30 protein-coding genes are annotated in these 25726 nt (G+C 50.1%); 19 read left to right on the top strand and 11 right to left on the bottom strand.

The window, feature by feature from the left end; translation table 11 throughout:
* Window positions 1-117 precede the first annotated feature (117 nt).
* The 5 genes from ACO0K8_RS03090 to ACO0K8_RS03070 all read left to right on the top strand — a co-directional run bounded on the left by ACO0K8_RS03090 (window position 118) and on the right by ACO0K8_RS03070 (window position 3894).
* Window positions 118-657 carry a gamma carbonic anhydrase family protein gene (locus tag ACO0K8_RS03090; RefSeq protein ID WP_422945151.1) on the top strand — a complete coding sequence of 180 codons (540 nt, stop codon included), beginning with the start codon at window positions 118-120 and terminating at the stop codon, window positions 655-657.
* 164 nt (window positions 658-821) lie between these two features.
* The gene (locus ACO0K8_RS03085) at window positions 822-1604 is read left to right on the top strand and encodes a substrate-binding periplasmic protein (protein WP_422945150.1); all 783 of its coding nucleotides are present in this window, start codon (window positions 822-824) and stop codon (window positions 1602-1604) included.
* 100 nt (window positions 1605-1704) lie between these two features.
* Window positions 1705-2196, top strand: coding sequence for a hypothetical protein (locus tag ACO0K8_RS03080; protein WP_422945149.1), 492 nt, complete (start codon window positions 1705-1707; stop codon window positions 2194-2196).
* A gap of 100 nt (window positions 2197-2296) precedes the next feature.
* On the top strand, window positions 2297-2893 hold the full coding sequence (locus ACO0K8_RS03075; protein ID WP_422945148.1) for a DUF1566 domain-containing protein: 597 nt from the start codon (window positions 2297-2299) through the stop codon (window positions 2891-2893).
* A 56-nt stretch (window positions 2894-2949) separates the two neighbouring features.
* Window positions 2950-3894 carry a M23 family metallopeptidase gene (locus ACO0K8_RS03070; protein WP_422945147.1) on the top strand — a complete coding sequence of 315 codons (945 nt, stop codon included), beginning with the start codon at window positions 2950-2952 and terminating at the stop codon, window positions 3892-3894.
* Window positions 3895-4112: 218 nt separating this feature from the next.
* Here ACO0K8_RS03070 and ACO0K8_RS03065 read toward each other — a convergent pair whose 3' ends face one another.
* Together ACO0K8_RS03065 and ACO0K8_RS03060 are read right to left on the bottom strand one after the other, a co-directional pair.
* Window positions 4113-4853: a substrate-binding periplasmic protein gene (locus ACO0K8_RS03065; RefSeq protein WP_422945146.1), complete on the bottom strand. Its 741-nt coding sequence runs from the start codon at window positions 4851-4853 to the stop codon at window positions 4113-4115.
* A gap of 203 nt (window positions 4854-5056) precedes the next feature.
* The gene (locus ACO0K8_RS03060; protein ID WP_422945145.1) at window positions 5057-5563 is read right to left on the bottom strand and encodes a hypothetical protein; all 507 of its coding nucleotides are present in this window, start codon (window positions 5561-5563) and stop codon (window positions 5057-5059) included.
* A gap of 500 nt (window positions 5564-6063) precedes the next feature.
* On the opposite strand from ACO0K8_RS03060, the gene ACO0K8_RS03055 reads away from it, so the two are divergent.
* Both ACO0K8_RS03055 and ACO0K8_RS03050 read left to right on the top strand, forming a co-directional pair.
* Window positions 6064-7002, top strand: coding sequence for a YihY/virulence factor BrkB family protein (locus ACO0K8_RS03055; RefSeq protein WP_422945144.1), 939 nt, complete (start codon window positions 6064-6066; stop codon window positions 7000-7002).
* A 133-nt stretch (window positions 7003-7135) separates the two neighbouring features.
* A complete protein-coding gene (locus ACO0K8_RS03050; protein WP_422945848.1) occupies window positions 7136-7948 on the top strand; it encodes an EAL domain-containing protein in 813 nt (270 codons plus the stop codon).
* A 272-nt stretch (window positions 7949-8220) separates the two neighbouring features.
* Here the strand turns inward: ACO0K8_RS03050 and ACO0K8_RS03045 are convergent, their stop codons facing one another.
* Window positions 8221-8985 (bottom strand): SDR family oxidoreductase, encoded by a 765-nt coding sequence (locus tag ACO0K8_RS03045; RefSeq protein WP_422945143.1) that lies wholly within the window; start codon window positions 8983-8985, stop codon window positions 8221-8223.
* 586 nt (window positions 8986-9571) lie between these two features.
* Here ACO0K8_RS03045 and ACO0K8_RS03040 point away from each other — a divergent pair.
* Complete coding sequence (locus ACO0K8_RS03040) at window positions 9572-10420, top strand: substrate-binding periplasmic protein (protein WP_422945142.1); 849 nt, start codon at window positions 9572-9574, stop codon at window positions 10418-10420.
* A 56-nt stretch (window positions 10421-10476) separates the two neighbouring features.
* Complete coding sequence (locus ACO0K8_RS03035) at window positions 10477-10770, top strand: hypothetical protein (protein ID WP_422945140.1); 294 nt, start codon at window positions 10477-10479, stop codon at window positions 10768-10770.
* 83 nt (window positions 10771-10853) lie between these two features.
* Here ACO0K8_RS03035 and ACO0K8_RS03030 read toward each other — a convergent pair whose 3' ends face one another.
* Entirely contained in the window at window positions 10854-11726 is an 873-nt protein-coding gene (locus ACO0K8_RS03030; RefSeq protein WP_422945139.1) for an MBL fold metallo-hydrolase, read from the bottom strand.
* A 174-nt stretch (window positions 11727-11900) separates the two neighbouring features.
* On the opposite strand from ACO0K8_RS03030, the gene ACO0K8_RS03025 reads away from it, so the two are divergent.
* Both ACO0K8_RS03025 and ACO0K8_RS03020 read left to right on the top strand, forming a co-directional pair.
* The gene (locus ACO0K8_RS03025; protein WP_422945138.1) at window positions 11901-12791 is read left to right on the top strand and encodes a LysR family transcriptional regulator; all 891 of its coding nucleotides are present in this window, start codon (window positions 11901-11903) and stop codon (window positions 12789-12791) included.
* A 356-nt stretch (window positions 12792-13147) separates the two neighbouring features.
* On the top strand, window positions 13148-13885 hold the full coding sequence (locus tag ACO0K8_RS03020) for a glutathione peroxidase (RefSeq protein ID WP_422945847.1): 738 nt from the start codon (window positions 13148-13150) through the stop codon (window positions 13883-13885).
* A 48-nt stretch (window positions 13886-13933) separates the two neighbouring features.
* On the opposite strand, the gene ACO0K8_RS03015 is transcribed toward ACO0K8_RS03020, so the two are convergent.
* The 3 genes from ACO0K8_RS03015 to ACO0K8_RS03005 all read right to left on the bottom strand — a co-directional run bounded on the left by ACO0K8_RS03015 (window position 13934) and on the right by ACO0K8_RS03005 (window position 16848).
* Window positions 13934-14581, bottom strand: a complete 648-nt coding sequence (locus tag ACO0K8_RS03015; protein WP_422945137.1) for a DsbA family oxidoreductase — start codon at window positions 14579-14581, stop codon at window positions 13934-13936.
* A gap of 292 nt (window positions 14582-14873) precedes the next feature.
* Window positions 14874-15713: an SDR family oxidoreductase gene (locus tag ACO0K8_RS03010; RefSeq protein ID WP_422945136.1), complete on the bottom strand. Its 840-nt coding sequence runs from the start codon at window positions 15711-15713 to the stop codon at window positions 14874-14876.
* 55 nt (window positions 15714-15768) lie between these two features.
* Entirely contained in the window at window positions 15769-16848 is a 1080-nt protein-coding gene (locus ACO0K8_RS03005; RefSeq protein ID WP_422945135.1) for an MBL fold metallo-hydrolase, read from the bottom strand.
* A gap of 252 nt (window positions 16849-17100) precedes the next feature.
* On the opposite strand from ACO0K8_RS03005, the gene ACO0K8_RS03000 reads away from it, so the two are divergent.
* Complete coding sequence (locus ACO0K8_RS03000) at window positions 17101-17727, top strand: TetR/AcrR family transcriptional regulator (RefSeq protein ID WP_422945134.1); 627 nt, start codon at window positions 17101-17103, stop codon at window positions 17725-17727.
* A gap of 31 nt (window positions 17728-17758) precedes the next feature.
* Window positions 17759-17887, top strand: a complete 129-nt coding sequence (locus ACO0K8_RS02995) for a hypothetical protein (RefSeq protein WP_422945133.1) — start codon at window positions 17759-17761, stop codon at window positions 17885-17887.
* Window positions 17888-17928: 41 nt separating this feature from the next.
* Here the strand turns inward: ACO0K8_RS02995 and ACO0K8_RS02990 are convergent, their stop codons facing one another.
* Complete coding sequence (locus ACO0K8_RS02990) at window positions 17929-18810, bottom strand: LysR family transcriptional regulator (RefSeq protein WP_422945132.1); 882 nt, start codon at window positions 18808-18810, stop codon at window positions 17929-17931.
* Window positions 18811-18963: 153 nt separating this feature from the next.
* Between ACO0K8_RS02990 and ACO0K8_RS02985 the strand changes: the two genes are divergently transcribed.
* Window positions 18964-19512 (top strand): carboxymuconolactone decarboxylase family protein, encoded by a 549-nt coding sequence (locus tag ACO0K8_RS02985; RefSeq protein WP_422945131.1) that lies wholly within the window; start codon window positions 18964-18966, stop codon window positions 19510-19512.
* A gap of 216 nt (window positions 19513-19728) precedes the next feature.
* On the opposite strand, the gene ACO0K8_RS02980 is transcribed toward ACO0K8_RS02985, so the two are convergent.
* Complete coding sequence (locus tag ACO0K8_RS02980) at window positions 19729-20163, bottom strand: hypothetical protein (protein ID WP_422945130.1); 435 nt, start codon at window positions 20161-20163, stop codon at window positions 19729-19731.
* 148 nt (window positions 20164-20311) lie between these two features.
* Here ACO0K8_RS02980 and ACO0K8_RS02975 point away from each other — a divergent pair, with 148 nt between their 5' ends.
* From ACO0K8_RS02975 to ACO0K8_RS02960, 4 genes are all read left to right on the top strand, one after another.
* Window positions 20312-20710: an OsmC family protein gene (locus ACO0K8_RS02975; protein WP_422945129.1), complete on the top strand. Its 399-nt coding sequence runs from the start codon at window positions 20312-20314 to the stop codon at window positions 20708-20710.
* 3 nt (window positions 20711-20713) lie between these two features.
* Window positions 20714-21586, top strand: coding sequence for a pirin family protein (locus ACO0K8_RS02970; RefSeq protein WP_422945128.1), 873 nt, complete (start codon window positions 20714-20716; stop codon window positions 21584-21586).
* A gap of 449 nt (window positions 21587-22035) precedes the next feature.
* Window positions 22036-22359, top strand: coding sequence for a BON domain-containing protein (locus ACO0K8_RS02965; protein ID WP_422945127.1), 324 nt, complete (start codon window positions 22036-22038; stop codon window positions 22357-22359).
* Window positions 22360-22435: 76 nt separating this feature from the next.
* On the top strand, window positions 22436-23110 hold the full coding sequence (locus ACO0K8_RS02960) for an SOUL family heme-binding protein (protein WP_422945126.1): 675 nt from the start codon (window positions 22436-22438) through the stop codon (window positions 23108-23110).
* 171 nt (window positions 23111-23281) lie between these two features.
* On the opposite strand, the gene ACO0K8_RS02955 is transcribed toward ACO0K8_RS02960, so the two are convergent.
* Window positions 23282-23629, bottom strand: coding sequence for a hypothetical protein (locus tag ACO0K8_RS02955; protein ID WP_422945125.1), 348 nt, complete (start codon window positions 23627-23629; stop codon window positions 23282-23284).
* A 290-nt stretch (window positions 23630-23919) separates the two neighbouring features.
* On the opposite strand from ACO0K8_RS02955, the gene ACO0K8_RS02950 reads away from it, so the two are divergent.
* Entirely contained in the window at window positions 23920-24768 is an 849-nt protein-coding gene (locus ACO0K8_RS02950) for an alpha/beta hydrolase (RefSeq protein WP_422945124.1), read from the top strand.
* A gap of 309 nt (window positions 24769-25077) precedes the next feature.
* On the opposite strand, the gene ACO0K8_RS02945 is transcribed toward ACO0K8_RS02950, so the two are convergent.
* Window positions 25078-25554 (bottom strand): FKBP-type peptidyl-prolyl cis-trans isomerase, encoded by a 477-nt coding sequence (locus tag ACO0K8_RS02945; RefSeq protein WP_422945123.1) that lies wholly within the window; start codon window positions 25552-25554, stop codon window positions 25078-25080.
* Between the last annotated feature and the right edge of the window lie 172 nt (window positions 25555-25726).

Below are 25726 nucleotides of genomic sequence, written 5' to 3'. Positions count from 1 at the left end.
GCACGTAGCTATTGCGCAAAAAAATAACACTAGGGGGAGTATGTATAATTACCGGTCCTTATAATGCCACAACTTAGCTGCCACATTTTAGCCGCCAAACACATCATCAGGAGCGATATGCCTATAACTTCCTACCTCGACACTTCCCCTGTTTTAGCCGACGGGGTCTATCTGCATGACTCAGCCCAGGTGATAGGCGATGTACAGATAGGACAAAATAGCTCGGTCTGGTGCAACGCGGTTCTGCGCGGCGACGTCAATCGCATTGTCATTGGCGCATGCAGCAATATTCAAGACTTCGCTATGGGCCATGTTTCGCATAAAAATCCAGCCAAGCCTGAGGGCTCCGCGCTGATCATCGGCAACTACGTGACGATAGCGCACTCCGTGATCCTGCATGGCTGTACGGTCGGCGACCAATGCCTGATAGGCATGGGCTCTATCGTCATGGACGATGTGGTCATCCAAGAGCGTGTCATGGTCGGGGCCGGCAGCCTGGTGACGCCCGGAAAAATCCTGGAAAGCGGCTATCTGTATCTAGGCAGGCCGGCTATACAGGCAAGAGCTCTGAATCCCGAAGAACTGGCGCATCTCAAATACTCGGCAGAGCACTATGTACGGATCAAAGACAACTACCTGGGTCGCAAGCTGAAATAAGCTGCAGTTGGCCTGCTCTAGCAGAGTCCAACATCTATCCCTGCACCAAGCATGCACCAAGCATGTACCTAGAAGCGGCTTGGGCTAATTAAGATCCTATTCACGATGGCGGCAATAGACTAAACTAAATCAATTTTCCAGTCTTTTTGAGATAAATTTTTGTCATGCTTCTCGACTCAGCATCATCAACGATAGTCAGCGCGCTAGCTAAGCTGTCCTTAGTCGGCCTGCTACTGTCATCGCATTGGAGCGCGGCGAGTGAAATTAAAGTCGCTTTTGTCACGAATAGAGAACCTTATTGTTTCAAGATAAACGATGTGGATTCCGGTATAGAAGTCGATTTGATACGTGCTGCACTCGCTCCATTTGGTCATAGCATCAAGCCGCTGATCGTGCCCAAGGCACGCTTAGCGCTCATCTTAAAGGCCGGTGAAGTCGATATTTCTGCCACCTTGCAAGGTAAGGACGGCGACGGTCTGTATTTTTCGGATCCCTACATCCAGTTTCAAAACTACGCCATTAGCAAGAAGAAAGCGGGCATAGAATTATCCACCCTGAGCGATGTAGATAAATACAGTTTTATTATCTGGCAAGGCGGCTGGAAAAATCTCGGTCCGGCTTTTGAGGCAAGCTATAAGCCGGATAGCAACGGCAGGTTCCGCGCCAATTACAATGAATCCCACAGTCAGCTCAATCAGTCAAAAATGTTTTGGTTCGATCGGGCACAACTGATCATCGTCGATAAAAAGATTTTTGAACATTTCCGCAAGCAGTTGCGTAACGACTACAAGACCGACGAGGAAGTGGTATTTCACGACGTCATGAAAGTCGAAACCAGCTATCCGGCCGCCTTTCGCAATAAGGAATTGCGCGATCAGTTCAACGCAGGCTTAAAAAAAATCCGGGCCGATGGCAGCTACCAAGCCATCATCGATGCTTACCGATAAAGCAGACCTAGCACTAAAAATTCAAATACGCTGACTAAGCTTTAGCCCAAGCTAAACAGTGCATCCCTGCTCAAATAATTAATTCTTAACGAGGTAATCCATGACAAGTTTTTCTAGCCATTTTGAAGTATGTTTTCAAGATCCTTTTGGTAAGGACAGTTATTCGAACGTACAACAATCGGACAATGCTGCATTAAAAGGATTTGACGCTGTCGATTGGGCTGGGTTAAACCAGGCTACTCATGAAAAACATCAAGATGTGCTTGAAGATTTCTACTTTTACGAGGTAAGAGACGCGCAACACGGCGACAGCTCCGCCCCGCTGAACGCGATAAATATCAGCGCTGAATCCACCTATGGAGATCAGCTAAAGGCCAGTGGACCTTTGCTCACACTGAGGTATATCAGGCCGGTAGAAACCGTGAGTAAAGGTTTTTTCGGAATTGGTGGCGGCAAGATGAAGATCAATTCCCTAGAGACGGTGATGGAAGGCTGTGACATCGCCTTTTCTCGCCGTTGTCTGGAAGCCTTTGTCCGAGCAGATAAGAATTTTTTGGCCGCATCCGTCATAGACAATGGCAGATCTGATTAATCGCCTGGACGATGCCATGAAACTTCGGATCTCATTTGCAAACTTATTCAAAAATTTAGGTGCAAAACTGGGGCTACTTTGCGTGCTCTCGACTAGCATCATGCCGTTAGCCCACAGCAAAACAAACGCGATTAAATTGCCTCCCGGTTTCAGCAGCACCTCTGGCAATCAGGTCTGTCAATTTTTCGATGGTTTTGTCGATCAGCACGATGGCACAGTGAGCGATCCCAGAACTGGTTTGGTCTGGAAACGCTGCGCCGAAGGATCGGTATGGACGGCGCAAGCCTGTAGCCAAACCGGCCTGGAAATGACTTGGCACGCTGCGAATCAGCGCGCCAGGGATAGCCGCTTTTTAGGTAAAAACGATTGGCGCTTGCCTAGCCGAGCCGAACTTGAAAAAGTTGTGGGCTTATGGGACGACTACCGCAACTCACGGCCGCTATGTAAGAATAACGACTATACCAGCGCTCAATACGCGGCCAGCCCTATGCTGGCGCACCCGCTAAGAGCGGACAAGTTTCCCGGTATTTTTTGGTCCTCTACCAGCTACACGGGATATTGGTATATGGAGCGATGGTTTTCTACCAGTTTTGTCGACGGCTTTAGCTCCTGGGGCGACGACATACACCAAGTGCGTCTGGTGCGCAGCACGCCGGCTTTAAGCAAAAATATCCGCAAAAATACGGCAAGGCAGTAACTCGCAATAAGTAAGCTACCGAAAGCGATCACGGTATCGCATCAACAATTTAGAAAATGTCGCACCTGCTCTTTGTAATCAATTCGCTGTATACCAAACTATATCCATTCGACGCCGACTTTACCCATACAAACATCGCTCCTGTGAAATCACTCTCTCCGCTTAGTTTGGCATTATTTGTCTGTTCTTTGATTTCTTTGATTTTTTCCGTGACCTCGGCAAATGCATCTCCAAACAATCTGATACGCATAGAAAGCATACAAAAACCCAACTTGCAGGTAGTCACGGCGATCAATACTAGTCGCATCCAGATTAGTATTGATCTGAGTTTAAGCAGTACTAGTAATTTTGCATCCAATCGCGTATGGCCTGTACATGCGCTGATTGCACCAGGGACAAGGGTAGAGCTTGCCGAAGTCTATGCAGCCGATAAGCGAATTGGTTTCACTTACCATTACCACTGGACGATGCAGATAGGCGATCCCAACGCGCGGCCAGCACCGGATGCCAGATACATAGTACCGTTTATCGGCAATCGTCCTTTTCAGGTATCACAAGCAATCGATGGTCCAATATTTTCACACAAGCAAGCGCATAACAAATTCGCGATCGACATCCCCATGCCGGTTGGTACGACCATCGTGGCCGCCCGTGCAGGCTACGTCATCGAAAAAGTCATGGAATTTCCTGAGGGAAAACCGGATCCGCAATACCTCGATAAGGCGAACTTTATCCGCATCTTGCACGACGATGGCACTTGGGCTGAGTATGTACATCTGAAAAACTACTCCTCCAACGTCTATCCTGGTCAGCGTGTCGAGGCAGGTACCGCAATTGGTTTATCAGGGAACAGTGGTTACTCTACCGAGCCACATTTGCATTTCCAGATCAATGTTAATGACAAGGGCAAAATAATCTCCCTGCCCTTTCAGTTCTGGAATAATCGAGATGCTTTGATCAGCCCAAGTTATAAAACATGGATTGCGCCATCGGCAAACTAAAGATCGGAAAACAAGATGCGCATCGTGCTCACATTAAAATCGATCACGCAATCCCCGTGCGGTCTGCAGCCCAAAAAGCTGCCACAAGCCGCAGCGGTATTGCGTGAGCATTTTCTAAAACCTTGAATTGTCCGCGCCTTCGCTATTCCGGGCAGACGCAAAGCAGGGATATCCCCAAGAGCGGGCAGCGCCTTTGATTACTTTGCGCACTGTCGCACTCACCGGTATTTGGCGATAAGATTCGTCAAAGAGCCATCTTCGCGCATCAGCTTAATCTCTTTATCAAAGCGCGCCAACAGATCTTGTTGCGTTGATTTCAAACTAAGCATCAGATGGATGTCGGCACTATCCAACTCATGCGGCAATTCAGTGATGTAGACATCGCTTCCGTCTTTTTTTAACAAATGCATCATGACGTAACTGTCTTCCAGTACCACGTCAAATCGACCGGCAATGAGCATGCGCGGTAAGGCAATTTGATTCGGTACATATTCCACTCGCAAACCTGTTAATTTATTCATCGCCCAACTATTGCCATGCAGTACCGCGATTTTAAACGGTGTCAGTTGATCCAGGCTGCGCACCAAATCGAGGCGATGATCGTCCTTGCGCACATACATCGAAACGTTCCAACGCACTACCGCTTCTTTACTGGCGCTGGCATATGTCAGGCGTTGCCTTGAAGGTGTGGCAAAGAGCGCATCGGCGCTACCGTTTTCCACCATGAGCTGGGCGCGAGCCCAAGGCAGAATCTCATGCTGCACGGAAAAACCGAAGCGACGACCAAAAATTTCATCGGCAATATCTATCTCTATGCCCGAGGGTTTGCCGTTCAACTGGGTGCTATAGGGAGGGTAATCTTGCGCATACACCAGACGTAATACCTTGGCCGCCGCGTATGCCGGCAAATGCGGCAATACCAGCAGACAATACCAACAAAACCGACGTCGGTTTAGCATGCGCATGTTCCGTGAAATAAGGCAGACCGAAGAGTGATAAGAACATCATAGGCGGCTTTATGATCTGCGGCAATAAAGATAGGCGGCCTGGCCAGGGCAATTGCTAAAGAGGTCTACTAAAGCAGTACTATAGGGGCAGCATCGTTTTAAATTTAGCGATGCGGCCCTCTTTGACTGATCTCTTTGACTTCATCTTTTTCGGACTAAGGTTGTAGTGCGTGATCCTGAGCAGTAATCACGATTCCCTGTGACTGCACACTGCCCCCTTTAAAATTGCTCGCCTCAGCACTACAGGTAATGCTCACACGATGTCCGCGCCTATCCGTCCCTGGCGAACTAGTGAAATGCATTTGGGTACGCATGTAGAGCAACTGTTCCTTCAACGCTGTCTCAGGTACCCGGCCGTTGTTTATCTGATTTTGCTGTTCGACGATAGCTGGCGCTAACAATGTTTGTGCTTCGGTCTGGTTGGCGGCATCCCAGTTGTAATACACGGTGCGTTGACAGATTAGCTTGAGAGACTTGATACCGCTCTCGCTGTCCTGTGCGCTGGCGACCACACTGGCGGCGCCATATTCGTGTATGGTTGCAATCGGCTTTGCCGTGCCAGGAACGCGAGCGCCAACTTCCACAGGCACAATTTTATTGTCCGGACAAAAATCTGTTTTCTTAGGAAAACATGCCGTGTCCGAGGCTAAGGGGTTGGGCATATAAACGCTGTCAGCACTTTGCCCCGTTACACGTAGGCTGATGGTGGGAGGAGATATATCATTATTGGTTCGCGGGTCAAAAGGAATTCCGCTACATCCGCAAAGCAATGAGGCGAACAGTGATAGTGCAAGTAGTGATGGACTAAACCTCATTTTATTTCTCCCTAAAATTAAACAAGATGAACTAGCTATGCGCTTTATTGCATGAAACTAAAGAGCGTAAAAAATAAAGGGCTAGCGTCGCAAAATTTTTAAGCGATACTGGCCCCGTGGTAGGCAACTGCCATCAATGAGCTAAAGATATCGATTACGCTTCAACGTGGATTTTCACTATAGGTAACGATGAAATAATATCAAGATATTATTTCATCTATCTTTATATGAACACATGGGACTGCGAAGAAACTAAAGAGCTCAGCACCACAATACTTTTAAGCGATGCAACCCAGTTGTTTGTTATCATCCCGTCATCCTGCTCTGCGCAGTTCTGATTGAAACCTATGCACACACCCGAAATCCCCGAAATTCTTATCAAGGGCAAAGACAAAGCCGAGCAACTGATAGGGCCGCAGGTGATCCACGTGGTGTTCCATCCGCTGGACTTTACCTGGCAAACTATCAAAGCCTTTCGCGCCAATCAAGGCTTGCTACTAGCCGGTGCGCTGGCGTATAACGCCCTGCTCTCTATCGTACCGCTGCTTATTTTGATCGTGCTGAGCTTGTCACACTTCATCCCGGAGCCAGAACTACTGCAAACTGCGGGAGAGTATCTGGAGTGGCTGGTACCTGGGCAATCAAAAGCCTTGATCGCCGAACTTGCCAATTTTTTGCAGCATCGTGCCGTCGTTAGTTGGGTGTTATTGGCGAGCATGATATTTTTTAGCTCGCTGGTGTTTTCTGGATTAGAGAACGCGATGTCGGTAATTTTTGAGCACAGGATAGTGTATCGGCCGCGCCACGCCTTGCTCTCATTTGCCCTGCCGTATTTGTGCATGGCCAGCCTGGCGGTCGGTTTGTTGTTGATCACCGTGGCCGCCAGTGCCCTTAACTCTTTGGGTGATCAGTCGGTGCACATACTTCATCGCACATTGTCACTGGAGCGTGTCTCTGGTGCCTTGCTATATTTGCTGGGCGTTGCTGGCGAGTTAGGGATACTCACGGCCATTTACATCGTGATGCCTGTGGGCCGTTTATCCAAAAAACATGCTTTACTGGGTGGCATTAGCGCCACCATTCTATGGGAAATTACGCGCCATCTGCTGGTCTGGTATTTCACCACGGTCTCACAAGCGACGGTGGTGTATGGCTCGCTGACGACGGCGATATTGGCGATGCTCAGTTTAGAATTTGCCGCTGTGCTGGTGTTGTTTGGCGCACAGGTGATTTCAGAATATGAAAAATTGGGCGTTCAAACCAACCCGCTTGTTCAGCAAGCCTAGCCAGCGCCCTCTAGCGTTACGATACGAACACGCCAAGTATGCCTTAATGCAATTAATTGAAAATTAAAAATCAAAAATCAAAAAATAAGAACGGCGTATATTCTTTTAACGAGCAATTAATTGGGGCCTAATGATGATTCAAGTTCACGCTAACGCCTCGTTTCGAGGCGATATTAATAGTTTGCCGCATGATGTTGCTTCGACCAAAGCATGTACTGCTTGCAGGAATGACGAGCCATTCGAATTCGATTTTGAGTACGCGTATCAGCCTATCGTTCATCTGTCCAGCCGCAGCATCTATGCACATGAAGCGCTGGTACGTGGCCCGAATGGTGAATCTGCCGCTAGCATCCTGGCGAAAATCAATGACGGTAATCGTTATCGATTTGATCAACTTTGCCGCTCAAAAGCGGTAGAAGGTGCGGCACGCTTGAATATGCAAGAGTTGTTATCGATCAATTTCTTACCTAATGCCGTGTACCGCCCTGAAGTGTGTATTCGGAGTACCTTTGAAGCTGCAAAAAAATTCAATTTTCCTATTGAGAAAATAATTTTCGAAGTCACGGAAGGTGAACGAGTAGAGGATCGCCCGCATCTGGTCAACATCTTCAATGAATATCGTCGATTTGGTTTTCATACGGCGATTGACGACTTTGGAGCGGGTTATGCCGGACTCAATTTATTAGCCGAGTATCAACCCGATATCATCAAAATTGATATGGATTTAGTGCGCGGCATTGATCAGCATTTCGCCAGGCAAGCCATCGTCAAAGGCATAGTCGATATTTGCAAAGCATTAAACATACAGGTGCTCGCCGAGGGCATAGAAACCCGCGCTGAAAGAGATTTCCTAAAAGCATCAGGTATCGAGTTAATGCAGGGGTATTGGTTCTCTAAACCTGTATTTAAAGGCCTGGGGAATATTCCAGATGCGGCCTGGGATTAAGCATCAGGGCAATCGCGCATCACCTACCAAACTCCGGTGCAGGACGCAAGACTGTTAGTGATCCTGCCATCGTTGACGTTTGATGTTTAGCCATCGATACGAAAGCCATGTTCTGCAACATTTCACTTCAAAATAGATCACCGTTATATTGATACAGCCATCGAGTTCAGGCATTGCAGCAACAACTTACCCGACAAATCAAGCCCGCGTTATTGCATGTTGCATTGCATGCCATGCACAACAACGCGGTAATACCAAGCCTACAAACCAATTTACGTGCGGCTGATAGAAATTCCGCCATCTACTAGCATGGCGCTGCCAGTCATGAAAGACGAGGCATCAGAGGCGAGGTAGAGTACCGATTGCGCAATCTCTTCCGGTTGAGCGAGACGTTTCAGCGCATGCAGATTTTGAATATGCGCCAGAGCTTCCGGTGAGCTAGTCATTTGCTGCCCCATCGCAGTATCGGTGCCGCCGGGAAGAATCGCGTTGACCCGCACACCGCGTGCGCCGAACTCGGTCGCCAATGCTTGTGTCAAACCTATTAAACCGGATTTACTCGCGGCATAAGCGGCCACGCCCGGAAAACCCAGCGTATATCCGACAAAGCTTGAGGTAAATATGACGGTGCCAGATCCGCGTGCCAGCATGGCAGGAATCTGATGTTTCGCCGCGTAGAAGGCGCTGCTGAGGTTGACATCGAGAGTATCGCGCCAGCCAGCAGCAGAGATGTCGGGCGTAGCCCCCATCTCACCCAAGGTCCCCGCGTTGTTGAATGCGATGTCTAGTCCACCAAAATGATCAATCGCAGTTTGCACCATCGCCACTGCAAAGGACTCATCTTTCGCGTCACCCACTACCGCCAGCGCACGCCCACCCTGCTGCGTAATTTCATCAACCAGTTGGTTGAGCAGATCTCCGCGGCGTGCTCCGAGCACCAGCGCGGCACCGTTACGTGCAAACAGCAGAGCCGTGGCACGCCCTATGCCTGAGCTAGCTCCCGTGATGATGGCAACTTTGTTGATTAGAGAGTTCATTCGTATCCTCATTGACTGTTAGTGAGTACGAAGTCTGGATTGCCGGTACAAACTTGTCTGGCCAAATACGGACACCAAATTGAGACTAAATTGGACTAAATGAGACGATAGCGAGCACTGCGGTAAATATTCAAATCGATCACGCAATCTGCATGCGGTCGGCAGGCCGAAAGGCTGCCAGCAGGCGCATGGAATATGCGTCTACACTTTTGGGAACTTCTAAAAACCCAAGAAATTGAGGGAATAATGAATTGTGCGCGACTGGTTTTTTCCGGCTTAGAAAACACCATGGCGGTGATTTCGGAGTATGAAAAACTAGGTACTCCTGACCACTCAGATCCTCAACGATCCTAGCCTGCGCGCCCTAGCTTTATGCACGAACAGCCGAAGTATGCTTTACTGGGTTCAATTGAGACTAAAAACGAAGGTAAAGGCGAGCTTGGTTCAAACACGTCGTCAAATAATTCACTGCGTCGCGATCTGTATCGCAACGTCCATTTAAGCCGAACTGATTATGCGGTAAGATTTTTCAGTGATTTGGCTATTTTTCAAAGTTGATACTCAATTGACCAAAGACTTTTCCCATATGAAAATAAGCAAACCGGCTAGCGCCCTAGTCCAACTGCATCACTGTTGGGCTGCGGCGTGCTTTTGTCTCGGCATGCTTGCTGGAACCTCATCTTTAGCGGCAGAATGCAAAAAAATAATCGTCTCGGCCGATCCCGCTTATCCGCCTTTACATTGGCATGACGGCGCCAGCTTACAAGGCGCAAGCATAGAAGTCACCACACGTATATTGGACGACTTGGGCTTAGCTTACGAAGTCAGATATGTAGGCCCATGGAAGCGGGTATTGTTCAATGCAGAGGCAGGCAATATCGACATGGTAGTGACTCTAAAAAACACTTCCGAGCGGCGTCGTTACCTGGACTTTACCTCTAATGCCGCGTTCGCCAACCCTATCGTTGTCTTCGTTCCGCGCGTCTCGAATTTTAAATTCGACAAATGGGACGATTTAAAGGGAAAACGCGGCGGGGTAACTCTCGGCAATAAATTCGGCGATGGTTTTGATGAATTTATGGAAGCGCAATTGACGATAGACTCAGCCCAGTTGCCAGAGGCGAGTTTTAAAAAAATGGCGCTAGGCAGGATCGATTATTTCATTACCGGTTTGTACACAGGTATGGCGTATATCTTAGAACATGAACTGAATGCCGAATTTACCTCACTCAATCCATCGGTCACACAGTCGTACAATTACATGGGCTTTGTTAAGAGCAGTCCATGCATCAAGCATCTGCCCGACTTTGATCGTCGCTTAGGCGAATTAAAACGACAAGGCGTAGTACAAACGATCGTAGATCGCAATTTTGAACGTTGGCATAATTTGATACTAGAGAAAAAACGCGCAAAAAATTCTCCAGTCGTGCGCTAATACCGCGCTAACGTCAATTCAATTTGATTTCGGTAGCTGCAGGAGATCCGCATTGATTGTGCGATGCAATCCTTGCAAAAACCATGCCTTGTTCCGGTTTGCGTCTTGCCCTACTGCAGCGTTCAGGACGTACGCTTATCGTGTCGCTACTGACCGCGTTCGTGATGGAAAGTGTGTTGGCGATGGCGCTCACCATGCTCAACAATCCATGGGACAGCTCGTTTTCTTTCGTCTGGTGGACTGCTTTTAGCCGCTCTATCCCAATCGGTCTGTTGATTGCTCTGTTTATGGGTTTTTATATGAAACCCAAGATGGACCAAATGCGTAAAGCCAACTTGGCACGCGCCTAAATTGGTAGGTAAGCCCGTATAAATAGAACATGGCGCACTACAAGCGCGCCATGTTCTATTCGGTTTAACGGATCATCTGCAACTTACCACTTCATCTCGCCTTTATTCACCTTGGCGCCGATATCGAGGGACATGCCTGGTGGCGCATCTGGATAGGCTTTTTTCATAGCATCTATCAGTTCAGCACTGGTCTTGGTTGCCGCTGCATTTTTTTCAAACGATAACAAGTAGGCCTTGGTGTAGCTAATGCTGCTGATATCGATCGCAGTGCCAGACTTCATATGACCGGGAACCACGATGCTTGGTTGCAAGGCAGCCATTTCATCGAGCTGGGCGACCCATGCGCTACGCTGGGCGACGGTTTGGGTATCCGCTGTCCAGACATGCATATTGCCAAACACCGCAATGTTACCAACGATAGCTTTGATCGATGGGATCCAGAAGTATGGACGATGCGCGAGTATGCCGTGGTTGCCGCGCAATTCGACGACTTCGCCATCGACAGTGAGGCTAGTGCCATTCATGGCCTTAGGCAAAACTGGCGTACGTGGTGCATTCGCGCCCATTTTTGGGCCCCAGAAAGCGATCTTACCGGCAAGTTTGCTGCTCAGTTTTTCTAGTACGGCCGGCGTGGCAAGCACTTCTGCTTGCGGGAAAATCTCTTTGAGCGCTTCGACACCAAAATAATAGTCAGGATCAGCCTGGCTCACCAAAATTGTTTTTAACTGTTTACCGCTGTCGAGTACATTGGCCGCGATGCGCAAGGCGTCGGCACGGGTAAAACCGGCGTCGATCACCATCGCTTCTTTTTCCCCGTAGACCAGGGTGGAGTTGACGTTAAAGCTATTGCCGTCGGCGTTAAAGACTTTAACCTGCAAGGGCGTCGCTGCTTGGGCAGATGCGACAGTAACGGCGATTGTGGCAGCTATTGCAGCGATTTTTGTAGTGCGGATCATGGTGAACTCCAAATGGTTATACAGCGTTGTATCAGGCTTTGAAAAGGGTTTTACATCGAACTGTTGAATCAGGTTTTGAATCGATGAATGATTCAGTGCTTGCAGTGTAATTTCAATTTTCAGTGAGATAAATACGATAAAATGCACATAACTATTTCATAAATCGAGCAAATCATGGATAGATTGACGGCAATGCGGGTATTTTGCGAGGTGGCGACCAGTGGCAGCTTCAGTGCCACGGCAGACAAACTGGACATGTCGCGCCCCATGGTGACCCGCTATGTCAACGAGCTGGAAACCTGGCTCAATGCGCGCCTGCTGCAAAGAACCACACGTAGCGTGACACTGACCGATGCTGGTGAACAATGTCTGCGCCGTAGCCAGCAAATGCTAGCCTTGATGGAAAACATCGAAGAAGAAACCCGCAGCGACGACGGAAAACTACGTGGACAACTCCGTCTCACTTGCAGTACCTCGTTTGCTTTTGCGCATCTGAGCAGAGTCACCAGCAAGTTCCTGGCCCTGCATCCCGACCTCACGATCGATTTGCATGTGGGCGATGGGGTACTCAATTTGGTAGAAGCACGTATCGACCTGGCAATACGGGTTAGCAGCGAGCCAGATCCGCTCTTGATCGCGCGCCTGCTGGCACCCTGCGATTCGGCCTTGGTGGCTACGCCTGCCTACCTACGCACCGCGGGCTTGCCAGCGCACCCGCAGGATCTGTCCACGCACCGCTGTCTCACTCACGCCAATTATGGTCGCGATATCTGGCGTTTTGAAACAGCACAAGAGAGCGTGCAGGTGAACGTCTCTAGCCACTTCAGAAGCAATGATGCCACCATTTTGTTGCAAGCAGCACTGGCCGGCGCTGGTATCGCCCTGCTCCCGACCTATCTGCTGGGCGAGCATCGAATCAACGGGAATTTAAAAATCATTCTGCCGCAGTGGAAGGCACCACCAATGAATATCTACGCCCTATTTACTTCGCGTCGGCATTTATCCCCTGCAGTGCGTGCCTTATTGGATTTTTTAGTCGCAGAATTTGCCAGCCAGCCGTGGTAAAAATCTGATAACCCATTGTCAGCAGCCGATACACATTTATTTCTTTCACGTTAGTACCCGAACAGTATCGCAACGTCGGGCAGCAAGCCGGACGTTGAACGAGCCCCAAAAAATATCTGAAACCGGTATCAGCCTAGCCCAAGTATTGGCAGCGTCACTGTCCTATCGAACCTGATGTTCTGACCAACTTTACACATGCCCCCCCCCTCTTCGCGCTATGATGTCGGCGATCGGCATTATGCTTATTTGGCAATGGACTGGCTCATGAATAATGAGACTGGCTATTACTATAACCGTCACTTGATACCGATGTGCACTAGCGCCAATTACCAACCATCATTTAATTTAAAGGAAATATCATGCAAAATTTTGAAGGCAATAAAGTTCCCCAAGTCGATTTCAAACTCCATGAAAACAACCAATGGGTTGCGACCAATAGCGCCGAATTATTTGACAACAAAACTGTCGTTGTTTTTTCCTTACCTGGCGCATTCACTCCCACCTGCTCTTCGACGCATTTACCACGCTATGAAGAACTCGCCCCTGCGTTTAAAGCTAACGGCGTAGATAGTATCTTGTGTGTCTCGGTCAACGATGGCTTCGTCATGGAATCATGGGGCAAAGACCAGGGTTTAAAAGCGGTGCGCCCGATTGCGGACGGCAACGGCACGTTTACCGAAGGTATGGGCATGCTGGTAGACAAGTCGGCGATAGGTTTTGGCAAACGCTCATGGCGTTATTCTATGCTAGTCAAAAATGGTGTGGTCAGCAAAATGTTCATCGAGCCGGACGTAGAAGGCGATCCTTTCCTGGTATCCGACGCTGACACCATGCTCAAGCACATAGCACCAGACGCCAAAAAGCCTGAACAAGTCGCCTTGTTCACTAAAGATGGTTGCCCATTTTGCGCGACTGCAAAAGAGGAACTGAAAGCTGCCGGCGTGAGCTATTTTGAAATGCCATTGGCCGACAATGTGCGCCAACGATTATTGTCGGCTGTCGCCGGCAAGTCCACCTCGCCGCAAATGTTTGTCAACGGCGCATTGGTCGGTGACGGAGCGGCGATTAGTCAATGGATTAAAGCGCGCGCTTAATTTCAACCGGGGGTAAGCGCATGTTGAAACAAACACGCTATGGAACGCTTACTCCTGCGCGATGATCTTGCGCAGCGCTTGCTCGAACACCTCAGCCGGCTGGCCACCAGAGATCAGGTGGCGCTCATTGATAATGATCGCCGGCACCGAGCTGATGCCTTGCTCTTGGTAGTAACGCTCGTGTTCGCGCACTTCGGCGGCATAGGTATTGGAGGCTAGAATACGCGCCGCTTCCGCCGTATCTAAGCCCACTTCGCCCGCTATCCGCACCAACACTTCATGCGAGGCGGGGCTTTCACCTTGACTAAAATAGACTTCAAACAGCGCCATTTTTAAGGCGTGCTGGCGGCCTTGCAGGTCGGCCCAGTGCAGCAAACGATGGGCGTCGAAAGTATTGTAGATGCGGCTACGCGTAGCCATCTCGAAGTGGAAACCGACCTCAGCACCGCGCGCCCGTATCATCTCGCGCGTCTGGCTGATCTGTGCTGGAGTGCTGCCGTATTTTTCAGTCAGATGTTCGCCGATATCCTGCCCTTGCGGCCCCATCGCCGGGTTCAGTTCAAACGGTTGGAAATGTAGCTCCACCGTGGCGGCGTCACCGATACGCTCAATTGCTTGCTCAAGCGATTTAAGTCCGATAATGCACCATGGACACGAGACGTCGGAGACGAAATCTATCTTGATTTGTTTGCTCATTATTTGTTGCCCTTTCACTGCCAGTCTAAAGGCGGCAGATATCAAAATCCGGCGCCTGGTGCGCCGTTCTGTTATTCAATATGCGCACATTTGCGCTCATTTCAAGAGTGCACGAGCAGGTCGAAAAAATCCAACATCGAAGGACCACTCCTAAAGGGAACTTCTAAACACGCTTACGCAATCCACATGCGCCTTACAGGCCGATATACGGCCACGGACCGCATAGGGATTGCGGTTACAAACTAAAGCCAGCCTAGTGTGCCCCATCTAGGAACAGTAAATAGTCGCTTGCTTAAGGCAAGCGCGCACCGACCAACGCCAGCACGCTGTCGCCACTTGGATCGGTATATTTTTTACTGATCACGCCCCGTATCATGTCCGAAGTAGCATAACGAAAATGGACTTGTTCCGCAGTGGCCGCTGTGTAAATGATAGCGGCAACTTCCGCTGCCGTTTGCCCCGCATGTGCATACGCCTGGCTGGCTGCGGCTAGATATGCGTCACGCATGGCGTCATAGCTGGCAATATGTCGCTGCAAATATTGGTTCTGATTTTGTACATTCGTGACGAATTCACTATGGACCGGGCCCGGCTCTATGAGTGAGACCTGTATACCCAAGCGCAGCGCGACCGGTGCCAGGCTCTCCATAAATCCTTCTACGGCAAATTTTGCGGCACAATAGGCGTCGTTAAACGGCTGCCCTAGCAGTCCACCGATGCTAGATACACTGATGATGCGCCCGGATCCCGCTTTTTGCATGTGGGGAAACACCGCCTGCGTGACGCGCCAGACGCCATAAAAATTCACATCCATCACTTGCTGTAAATCGTTCATGCTGGTTTCTTCCATGGCCGCCAGAAATCCCGCGCCCGCATTATTCACCAAGACGTCGATACGACCATGCTGAAGAATAAGCTGGTTCACACAGCGCTCGACAGAAGCATGATCCTGCACATCCAATTGCATGATCTGAAGCTCGACTCCGGCCTGCTGTGCCGCAGATTGCAAGGCCGTACTTTTTTCCAGATTGCGCATGGTCGCGATGACCGTCATGCCCGCTTGGGCAAATTGGACGGCAGTGTATAAGCCTATGCCTGATGAGGTACCGGTAATGAGAGCAATTTTTGTCATGATGATCGTAATAAAAATGAGAAATTGAATTTAAAAATAGAAGATTGATCTTGTCTTAATTCGCCCTTGCCGCACACAGACTCAAGCGTGACCGTCGCCTTTGTCGCGTGCTGGGCAGTAACCACCAGCGCTGTCCAGCCTGAGGCTCGGCCATGTCGACGGCCTCGCCCATGTGCGGTGTGCTGATGCGCACGCTATGTTTGGCAGCTAACTCGACGATGCGCTCGAAAGGCTCGTACCAGGCGTGCAAAGACAGATCGAAAGTGCCATTGTGGATAGGCAGCAAATACTTACCGCGTAGATCCAGATGCGCTTGCAAAGACTCTTCAGGCTGCATGTGGACGTCCGGCCAAAGCTTGTCGTAGGCGCCGGTTTCTATCAGGGTCAGATCAAACGGGCCATAGCGCTCGCCTATCTGTTTAAAGCCAGGGAAATAACCGGAATCGCCGCTAAAAAACACCCGCATATCGGCCGCCAGTATGCACCACGAGGCCCATAAAGTTTGATCGCGGTCACGCAGCGAACGACCGGAAAAATGTTGCGCCGGGGTCGCGACAAACTGTATGCCGTCCACCGTTGTGCTTTGCCACCAGGCTAGTTGCTGCACCTTGGCAGCGTCTATGCCCCAGGCAATCAGACGATCACCGACCCCGGTTGGCGTCAGAAAATGTTCAACCTTGTCGGCTAGTTGCAAGATCGCCGCTTTATCGAGATGATCGAAATGGTCATGCGACAGTATCACGCCCTTGATGGCGGGCAAATCGGCGATGCCGATCGGCGGCTGATGAAAGCGCTTCGGCCCCAGCCACTGAAACGGCGAGGCGCGCTCAGAAAATACCGGATCGGTCAGCCAAAATGCGCCATTGAGCTTCATCAATAGCGTCGAATGCCCTAGACGAAATAAGCTGTTATCGGGTGCGGCCAGCAAGGCCGCTGAGGTCAACTCATGGACAGGGATACTGCCCGCCGGCACCGTATTGGCCGGTTTATTGAATAAGAAGCGCCACGCCAGATGCACACTTTGCAAAAAGCCAGGCTCGCGCAAACCACGCTGATTCAAAAATTTCGGACCCGCTTGCAGGGTCTGCGGCACAGCGCTATTTTGCTCAAAAGCATCATCATTCAGGTGTTTCATGGCGACTTAGACTCCGGGTTGGGCTGGTAAAAATGCTAGATTTATTTTTTATCGATGTAATTTTGACTAGATATCGACCGAGTTTCTGCTCAATTTCGACCTGAGATCAAGGAAAACTCTATTTCGACACCAACATTACACTACACAGTGTAGTTTCTAAGCCAAATAAAGTAAACTACCTAGTGTAAAATTCTTTGTATTATTTCTCTAATTATTTTCTCAATGAGCGACCCGCTTCACATCAGCCCAGACATGCACCTCCCTATTGCGCAGCGGCAGACCGACCGCAAACGTGCCGCCATTTTGCAAGCTGCCATTGTTGAATTTCGCAACGCAGGTTTTGAAGCGACTAGCATGGACAAAATCGCCGCCACTGCCGAAGTATCCAAGCGCACGGTGTACAACCATTTCTCCAGCAAAGAAGATTTATTTGCCGCCATCTTGCTGCAACTCTGGCAAACCGCGAGCACTCAGGAAGCGCTGGCCTACGAGAGCAAAAGCAGTCTGCAAATCCAGTTAGATGAGTTTTTAAGCCGCAAGATGCGCATGTTGTGCGACCCCAATTTTCTCGATCTGGCCCGCGTCGCTGTGGCCGCTACCATCCATACGCCAGATCGCGCACGCGACATGGTCGACAAACTCAAACAGAGCGAACAAGGTATCGTGACCTGGATCAAAGCGGCGCAGCAGGATGGCCGACTCAATAAAGCCGACCCACTATTAATGGGCGACATGCTGATGGGCCAACTCAAGTCGCTGGCATTCTGGCCGCAAGTCGCCATGGGACAACCTATCTTGAACCCGGAGCAGCAGCAGATTTTGATACAGACTAGCGTTGCTTTGTTTTTGAATTTTTATGAACTGAAATTGAAAAGCTAACTATACAAATGCGTCGCTTTCAATTTAAACGATGCTGACCCTTTTGATTTTATGGATATCGGAAAACCCGGATGCACCACGCAGGGAGCAGGCTTTTTCTGCGGATAGCGGCGCACACTGGGAAACCCACTGGGTGATGGATTTCAGCATGCAGGTATGAAGGTGTGAAGGTGTGAAGGTCTTCGCGTCGAGCCTTGGTGCTTAGCGTAACGCCGGCTCAGCACGTAAACGCTGTATCGCAAAATCCAGAAATGAGCGCACCTTTTGCGAAGCATGTCGGCCTTCCCGATGCACCACATGCACAGGCAGGGCGGCCGGTTCGAATTCATCGAGCACAGTGCGAAGCCTTAGGTCGCCTACCTGCTCTGCCACCTGATACGACAGCAATTGCGTCAACCCAAAACCAGCCACCGCAGCTGTCACGGCGGCATCGTTGGTCGAACAGCTTAGCCGTGGTTGCAGTTTAACGCTATGCGGCACGCCGTTTTTCATCAATCGCCATTCTGGTGTAAACGTTATGCTGTTGGCCGAGATGATGCTGTGTGTTCTCAGGTCCTCAGGCGTGTTCGGCACCCCATGTTTTTCCAGATAAGCAGGCGCGCCACAGATCACACGCCGTATCTGGCCCACGCGTATCGCCTGCATCGATGAGTCTGCCAATTCACCTATGCGTACCGCGACATCGATGCCTTCATCGAGCATGTTGACGATGCGGTCGAGGAACAGACAAGTGGCACTGACATCGGAATAAGTCTGCAAATATGCGGTAACGATAGGCGTGACAAACTTGGCGCCAAACATCACCGGAGCGGTCAGCATTAGGCGCCCGCGCGGTGCGCCATGGGTGCCGCCAACGGATTCATCAGCATCGGCCAGCTCGGACAGAATGCGGCGGCAATCATCGGCATAGCGCGCGCCAGCTTCGGTGACGCGCACCACACGCGTGGTGCGCGAAAGCAATCGCACCCCCAATTGATTCTCTAATTCGTTGATCGCACGGGTCACCGCTGGCGGTGAAATGCTGAGCTTACGCGCGGCCCCGGCGAAGCCCTTGGTATCGACCACGGCGACGAAAATATTCATTAAATTGAATTTATCCATTATTCCAATATACGGAAGAGTGTCTTGTGTTTCAAGGTAATTCTCTATTTTTTCATGAATAGATATGATTTGGTCATTCGCTGATCAAGCAGCGAATCCCGGTAAATTAAATCAATCATATTTAGGAGTCTCACCATGTCTCGTATCAGCATCCCTACTGCAGAACAAACTCTGGCCGCAGCTAAACCCTTGTTAGCCGCTGTGCAAGCACAACTGGGTGTCACCCCCAACCTGATGAAACTGCTCGGCCATAGCCCGGCAGCGCTGGAAGGCTATCTGTCACTCAATGGCGCAGTGGCCAAGGGCAAGCTCAACGTACAAATGCGCGAGCGTATCGCCTTGGCGATTGCCGAATACAATAGCTGCGATTACTGCTTGTCAGCACATGATTATCTGGGTCGCAACGTTGCCAAATTAAGTGATGCCGAGTTGAGCGCCGCACGCGATGCACATTCAGAAGACGCACGCACCGACGCCGCCTTACAATTTGCGCGCCGTATTGCCGAAACCCGTGGCTTAGTATCGGATGCGGATATCGCGACTATGCGTGCAGCAGATTTCGACGAAGCTGGCGTGCTTGAAATCGTCGTCAACGTGGCACTCAATGTTTTGACCAATTACGTCAACAACGTTGCGCAAACTGACATCGATTTTCCTAAAGTGAGCGCCAGATCGGCCGCTTAAAAAATATCGACGCCCCATTAGCAGAGCTGAAACAGCGGTTTTAGCTCTGCTACTCCATGCAAGCTGATGACGGAAACCCAACAAGTACGTTTGGCCTAAATGCATAGCCTGATATACTAAAAAAGGTAGCGATCCGGCACACGTTGCGCCAGCTTAGCCGCCTGAACCAATGCCGCCAATTGATTTAGCCAATTAGCCAATCAGCCAATTTCAACCCTAGTAAATTTCCTGCATTTTCTCAATAAAATCTTCGTGCGGATAATCTGCAACAGAGAACGCAAAACCGCGTGCTGTCAGCCAACTGCATGCGTCTTCTAGTGTTGAGAAATAATGCACCAGATTTTCTGGTAGATTGCCGGTTCGACGTTGATGGATCTCTTGCCGCAATGCGTCTGGCACGACTACAGCGAGGCATACGCAACCATGGGCAAATGCCCATTCCCGCATTTCAGGAAAAGCCCGTAAAGAATCGATACTCGACATTTCCCAATGGGAGGCATTGGTCAAGCCCGCCCATGTGCTGCCGACCGGCGCTTTTTGTTTGGTATCTAAAAAGCAGGCCCACGTGCCTTCCTCATTAAAGCCGCCAAAAGTAGTGCGCACCAGCACGTTACGCACTAGGGTAATGATCCACTCACCGTGTATTTTCATCAGGATTAAAAAGTGCTTGCAAAGCGACTATTGTACGCAATTTGCCTATGCTCTGTGAGTACGCCGCCAGCAGCATACAAGCTGAGACGCGCCTTCACCAAACAGTGTAAATTGTGGTTTTTCTGACTTTATTCACTAAAGGATCACTATGTTAATCAAAGCCGTGCGCGATCAGTCCTTGCCAATGCGTCATATTCTGCACGTACGCAATCATCTGGTCTCGACCGATGTCTCATTGGAGGAAGGTGGCAGCGATGCCGGACCATCGCCCCACGATTTGTACGACGCTGCGCTAGCCGCATGCAAGGCACTGACCGTAGTGTGGTATGCCAAACGCAAGGCTATCCCGCTCGAACAGGTAGAAACCAGCACCGAGCGCGACACCAGCGATGAGCGCAAGGGCATTTACCGCCTGGCCGTGACACTGCACTTGAGTGGCGATCTGAGCGAGGCGCAGCGCCAGGAGTTACTGGCCGTCGCCGAAAAATGCCCTATCCATAAATTGATGGCGACCGTCACCACTGAAATAAGCACAGTATTGGAGTAGAGCATGACAATTTTTACCGTATTGAAGGGTCATGAAAAAGATTTGGGCGGCGGTATGCTGATACGTCGCTATCTGCCGGCAGCCAGCAAGCAGGCGGTCGGCCCTTTCATTTTCTTTGATCATTTCGGCCCGCTAGCTGTCGCGCCAGGCGCCAACCATGACGTCCGTCCGCATCCGCATATTGGTCTGGCGAGCGTCACCTATTTATTCGAAGGAGCGATGGATCACAGGGACAGTCTCGGCTGTTTCCAGCGTATCGAGCCCGGTGCCATCAATTGGATGACGGCCGGACGCGGCATCGTCCACTCAGAACGCACACCACCCGAGCTGGTTAACGTAGCGCACCGTGCCCACGGCCTACAACTGTGGGCCGCGTTACCGCAATCGCATGAAGAGGATGCGCCGAGTTTTACGCATACGCCGCAAGCAGCGCTTCCTATCGTAAATCTGGACGGTGCCGTGGTGAAGGTGCTCATTGGCACGGCTTTCGGACAAACCTCACCGGTCGCCACCTATATGCAAACCCTGTATCTGGACGTGCTACTGCAGGCGGGGCAAGAGTTGCACCTGGACGATCTACCGCCCGAAGCGGCAATTTATCCGATTAGCGGTGAGCTAGCGATAGCCGGAGTCAAACTAGAATTAGGGACGATGGCCCTGCTAACTACTGGCAGCGCAGCGCTGCTACGCGCCAGCAGTGCGGCACACTTCGTCGTGATAGGCGGAGAGCCGCTCGATGGGCCGCGTTTCATTTGGTGGAATTTCGTCTCATCGAGCAAAGTACGTATTGCGCAGGCTAGCGATGACTGGGAAGCTCAACGCATGGGTCAGGTGCCCGGTGAGACCGAGTTTATACCACTGCCTCCGCGTCGTTAAAGTAGGCAGAGTACTGACAGAACTCTGCACTTATTCATTTGTTTTATGCATTGGCTATATTCATTTGCAATATTCAAAAACGCTGACGCAATCGCTATGCGGCCTGCAGGCCAATATGCTGCCACAGGCCGCATGGGGATTGCGCGGAGGATTGGCGGCACTTCCGAACACCCTGTTTTCGGGATGCAGCGCAAGGCGCAAACCTCAGCAATACTTCAGTATTCAGTATTCAGTATTGCCAGGATCGCATTGAACAATCGACGCCCCGATGCGCACGATTATGGGTTTTTTAGAAAGTCACTTGGAAGTGCTTGAAATTCTCAGGCTAGCCTAACGAGCTCCACGCCTTAGCCTCGTGCCTATGTTCGCTACCGTACCGACGAGCGCGCCTGAATCAGCGATAGTGCTTGCTATGTCGTCCCATATTGTCCTCGTTGGAGAACCACCAAATGAACAAGCACTTGCGATTTGTATTCTTTGCCTCTGTATTGAGCCTAACAATGTTGGCAAGTGGCTGCAACAAAGAACCTAAGATAAACACCACAACAGAAATTGCGAATGTTTCGGATATCGATGTAACAACGAACGTAAAAAGAACCCTGCTTCAAGACGATTTGCTTAAGGGGAGCAACATCACTGTTGAGACACTTAAGGGTGATGTACGTTTGATCGGAGAATTAAACAGTCAGGCGCAGATCGAGCAGGCGATCAAGATTGCTCGCGCCGCGGATGGTGCCCACACTATTCACGACGAACTCACCCTGAAAAAGTAAATCGACTTGGCTTTAAACGCGCTCAGAAAAAAATGATTGTCTGGTGCATGATCTGATAAGCAAACCGAGGTACGCCATGCGCATGAATTTTCATGATCGACAAGAACGGCAAATTGAACCGATTCCTAGATTCTGGATCTGGCTCTGGTTTGCTTTACCATCACTTTTTTTAGTTAGTTTCTCTATGGACAGCCAAGCCACCGACGAGCCCGATTTTAAAATCGTTCAGCGTATCAAGGACATCGAAATTCGCGATTACGCTACTTACGCGGTGGCAGAGGTGGTGGTGGAAGGTCCGGCCGATCAGGCTGGCAATGTCGCATTTCCCATCTTGGCCGGATATATTTTCGGCAATAATAAGGGCGCGCGCAAGCTAAAAATGACAGCGCCTGTGACTCAGGCGGACGCCCCGACCAAACTGGAGATGAGCGCACCTGTCACCCAGACTCAAAGCTCGGGCGGCTTTGTGGTGCAGTTCGTGTTACCTAAAGACGTGACCTTGGCGAGCGCGCCAGAACCACTGGATCAACGTGTAAAGTTACGCGAAGTGTCACCTGCCCGGCTAGCCGTGATCCGTTACTCAGGTTTCTGGTCGGATAATAACTACAACAAACATCTGAGCCTATTGAAAGCTGCGCTGGAATCAGCCAATTTAAAATGGGAAGGTGAAGCAGTGTATTCGCGCTACGATCCACCGTTCATGCCGTGGTTCTTGCGACGCAATGAAATCTGGTTGCATGTGGCTCAATAATCGCGTGCCAAATGAGCGACGATTAGTAGCGATCAGGAGCGATTAGAAGCGTCGACGCACCATGCCACTAGGCGAAGATGAGCTTGATAGATAATCACAGCAAGCGCCTAAAGAGCCTGATGCCGACAATCAGCGTAATTTTAAGGCGCATTGGTCAACACACTGCAAGTCTCAATCCCACTCTTTGGCTTCTCTCTTGAGCTGCATAATCGCCACAGCCATAGAGGTCGACAATACCCCGAGTGGCGCACCACTACCCAGCATGGCCTGGGCATCCATATATTTTTTATTATCGACAGCCGACGCAACTTTTCCGGCGAGCAAATGACATTTTGAATTCATTTGCACACAGGTTTCATAAATCGAAAAATGACCGTATTGTTTTTTCGCGTCGCCGTTCAGCCATGTTCCAAACTCGCAAATATCATCCAACAAGCTTGTCTCGGCGCCCTGATCCATTGCGCTAGTAAATTTCGCTTTGCACGCTGAACAATCTTTGATTTGGGCGTCTAAATTCATTTTTGGCCTTCTGCTTATTTAGGTCTTCTGCTTATTCTGATGAGCACACCATTTATCTCGCGAGTTGCATAGTAGTATTATTCAAATAACAATTAATAACATTGCGCGATATCAAAGTAAAGTTAATTAATTATTAAATTATTATTGGGCGAACGGTTCGGGGCTTTAGTAGTATCCCGTCAAGAATATGGATGGCATTGCTTGGCCGTAAAAAATAGCTTGCACTGTCCTTGCAACGCTTCGCCGCGCACTATATTCTCTGGGACTTGATTTTTATTCTAAGGATAGTCATGCGTTTTTCCCGATCAAAAAGTATTCTCCTCTTGGCGTTGACCCTAGCGCTGAGCCTTGTGTCACCGCTAGGCCATACACAGACCGTGGTAAAGCCTTTAGTGATAGGAGATAGTCTGGAATTGGTCTCCAAGGGTTTGGGAGAAACGCGACGCATCAACGTCTATCTGCCAGACGCCTATCCGGCAGACCGCAGCCGCACTTTCCCCGTGATCTACATGTTAGATGGTGGTTTGGCCGAAGACTTTTTGCATATCGCAGGTTTGATGCAAGTATCGATGGCCAATGGCAGTATGCGTCCGTTTATTTTGGTGGGGATAGAAAACACCGTCAGACGCCATGATTTGACTGGTCCAAGTGAGAATGCCCTGGATAAAAAAGAAGTGCCAAATCTGGGCGGTTCCGCGTTGTTCCGGCAGTTCATCGCAGACGAGTTGATACCTGAAATCGAACAACGCTATCGCACCACCAAAGAACGCGCGCTGATCGGTGAATCTCTGGCCGGTTTATTTACCCTCGAGTGTTTGTTGCACGCGCCGGATTTATTTCAAACCTATATCGCGATTGATCCCAGCTTATGGTGGAATGACGAAGCGCTGACAAGCCAATTTGCCGAGAAGTTACGCAAGCAGCCACGCTTAGCGAAGAACCTGTATTTCGCTAGTGCCGGGCAAGCCGGAATGGCAAACGTGGCAAATAAATTTTCGGACATGCTCAAAGCGAGCCAGGTGCAGGGCTTACATTGGACCTATGAGAACTACCCGAAAGAGAGCCATGCCAGCATCTATCATCCAGCCGCGCTGACAGTATTTCGTCAGCTATTTGCAGCGACAGCTAAGACGCATTAAAAGTATAGCTCGCGAGACCTGAATCGCCGATGCCAAATGGGAACTTCTAAAAACCCTATACTCGGACGCATCACGGCGTTGCAAATCCTCGCAATACCGACGTATTGCGAGGATTTGCGGTTTGCGCCTTGCGCTGCATCTAGATTAACGGGTTTTTAGAAGCGCCCAACTCGCTAGCGCAATCTGGATGCGCCCTGCAGGCCAATTTGCAGCCAGCAGCCGCAGCCAGATTGCCTTTAGCGACCAAGGGTGAAATATTCGCCTCAGCAGACATACAAGTAAAGCGTCACCCCTGTCGTCTTTTTACTTTTAGTGCTGATGCCCGTGAGCGCCATGGACGTGGCCATGCGTAATTTCTTCGGCAGTTGCGGCGCGCACTTCTAACACCTGCAAACCCACACGCAAGGCCTTGCCCGCCAACGGGTGATTACCGTCTAGCATGACCTGATCGCCCTTAATTTTGAGCACGGTGTACACTTTTTCTTCACCGGCATCCGTATGGCCTTGCAAGGAGGCTCCTACCTTGACGCCGGGTGGAAAATCTTTTTTGGAGATGGTGCGCAGCAAACTCTCATCACGCACACCAAAGGCGTCTTCGGCTGCCAAATTCAGGGTGGCTTTAAAACCCACTTCCTGATCCTGCAAGGCAGCTTCTATTTTTGGCAGCAAATTATCATAGCCTCCGTGCAGGTAAGAAATCGGCGTCTTGCCGTTCTCTATTACTTTTCCAGCGCTGTCAGCGACGGTAAAACGCAGGGTAACCGCGGTATCTTTATCGATTTTCATGGGAGCTTTCTCAATGTAGGAAGTGGAAATGTCAGCATCTTAACCGATACGCGTTTATCCGCTCAGCGCAATTGACATACCTGAGGGTTTTTGGGCTTTGGCAATGCAGCCCATGCGCTAGCCCAGAGAGGCATCATCACCGTAAAACGCGATGTCCAAAAACCGCTTACGC

This window comes from Undibacterium sp. Ren11W (assembly GCF_049340485.1).
Taxonomy (GTDB): domain Bacteria; phylum Pseudomonadota; class Gammaproteobacteria; order Burkholderiales; family Burkholderiaceae_D; genus Undibacterium.
Note: the sequence above shows the minus strand (reverse complement) of the source record. Positions and strands in the feature narration are given on the sequence as shown.

Bases quoted from the DNA above. Each gene is read 5' to 3' on its own strand.
- ACO0K8_RS02945 (WP_422945123.1), bottom strand. From the start codon at position 25,554: ATGAAAATCGATAAAGATACCGCGGTTACCCTGCGTTTTACCGTCGCT.
- ACO0K8_RS03050 (WP_422945848.1), top strand. From the start codon at position 7,136: ATGATTCAAGTTCACGCTAACGCCTCGTTTCGAGGCGATATTAATAGT.
- ACO0K8_RS03030 (WP_422945139.1), bottom strand. From the start codon at position 11,726: ATGATCCGCACTACAAAAATCGCTGCAATAGCTGCCACAATCGCCGTT.
- ACO0K8_RS03075 (WP_422945148.1), top strand. From the start codon at position 2,297: ATGCCGTTAGCCCACAGCAAAACAAACGCGATTAAATTGCCTCCCGGT.
- ACO0K8_RS03085 (WP_422945150.1), top strand. From the start codon at position 822: ATGCTTCTCGACTCAGCATCATCAACGATAGTCAGCGCGCTAGCTAAG.
- ACO0K8_RS02995 (WP_422945133.1), top strand. From the start codon at position 17,759: ATGCTGACCCTTTTGATTTTATGGATATCGGAAAACCCGGATGCACCA.
- ACO0K8_RS03070 (WP_422945147.1), top strand. From the start codon at position 2,950: ATGTCGCACCTGCTCTTTGTAATCAATTCGCTGTATACCAAACTATAT.
- ACO0K8_RS02960 (WP_422945126.1), top strand. From the start codon at position 22,436: ATGCGCATGAATTTTCATGATCGACAAGAACGGCAAATTGAACCGATT.
- ACO0K8_RS02975 (WP_422945129.1), top strand. From the start codon at position 20,312: ATGTTAATCAAAGCCGTGCGCGATCAGTCCTTGCCAATGCGTCATATT.
- ACO0K8_RS03005 (WP_422945135.1), bottom strand. From the start codon at position 16,848: ATGAAACACCTGAATGATGATGCTTTTGAGCAAAATAGCGCTGTGCCG.
- ACO0K8_RS02985 (WP_422945131.1), top strand. From the start codon at position 18,964: ATGTCTCGTATCAGCATCCCTACTGCAGAACAAACTCTGGCCGCAGCT.
- ACO0K8_RS03040 (WP_422945142.1), top strand. From the start codon at position 9,572: ATGAAAATAAGCAAACCGGCTAGCGCCCTAGTCCAACTGCATCACTGT.
- ACO0K8_RS03065 (WP_422945146.1), bottom strand. From the start codon at position 4,853: ATGCTAAACCGACGTCGGTTTTGTTGGTATTGTCTGCTGGTATTGCCG.
- ACO0K8_RS02965 (WP_422945127.1), top strand. From the start codon at position 22,036: ATGAACAAGCACTTGCGATTTGTATTCTTTGCCTCTGTATTGAGCCTA.
- ACO0K8_RS03010 (WP_422945136.1), bottom strand. From the start codon at position 15,713: ATGACAAAAATTGCTCTCATTACCGGTACCTCATCAGGCATAGGCTTA.
- ACO0K8_RS03055 (WP_422945144.1), top strand. From the start codon at position 6,064: ATGCACACACCCGAAATCCCCGAAATTCTTATCAAGGGCAAAGACAAA.
- ACO0K8_RS03015 (WP_422945137.1), bottom strand. From the start codon at position 14,581: ATGAGCAAACAAATCAAGATAGATTTCGTCTCCGACGTCTCGTGTCCA.
- ACO0K8_RS02990 (WP_422945132.1), bottom strand. From the start codon at position 18,810: ATGAATATTTTCGTCGCCGTGGTCGATACCAAGGGCTTCGCCGGGGCC.
- ACO0K8_RS03080 (WP_422945149.1), top strand. From the start codon at position 1,705: ATGACAAGTTTTTCTAGCCATTTTGAAGTATGTTTTCAAGATCCTTTT.
- ACO0K8_RS02970 (WP_422945128.1), top strand. From the start codon at position 20,714: ATGACAATTTTTACCGTATTGAAGGGTCATGAAAAAGATTTGGGCGGC.
- ACO0K8_RS03025 (WP_422945138.1), top strand. From the start codon at position 11,901: ATGGATAGATTGACGGCAATGCGGGTATTTTGCGAGGTGGCGACCAGT.
- ACO0K8_RS03090 (WP_422945151.1), top strand. From the start codon at position 118: ATGCCTATAACTTCCTACCTCGACACTTCCCCTGTTTTAGCCGACGGG.
- ACO0K8_RS02980 (WP_422945130.1), bottom strand. From the start codon at position 20,163: ATGAAAATACACGGTGAGTGGATCATTACCCTAGTGCGTAACGTGCTG.
- ACO0K8_RS03060 (WP_422945145.1), bottom strand. From the start codon at position 5,563: ATGCCCAACCCCTTAGCCTCGGACACGGCATGTTTTCCTAAGAAAACA.
- ACO0K8_RS02955 (WP_422945125.1), bottom strand. From the start codon at position 23,629: ATGAATTTAGACGCCCAAATCAAAGATTGTTCAGCGTGCAAAGCGAAA.
- ACO0K8_RS03045 (WP_422945143.1), bottom strand. From the start codon at position 8,985: ATGAACTCTCTAATCAACAAAGTTGCCATCATCACGGGAGCTAGCTCA.
- ACO0K8_RS02950 (WP_422945124.1), top strand. From the start codon at position 23,920: ATGCGTTTTTCCCGATCAAAAAGTATTCTCCTCTTGGCGTTGACCCTA.
- ACO0K8_RS03000 (WP_422945134.1), top strand. From the start codon at position 17,101: ATGCACCTCCCTATTGCGCAGCGGCAGACCGACCGCAAACGTGCCGCC.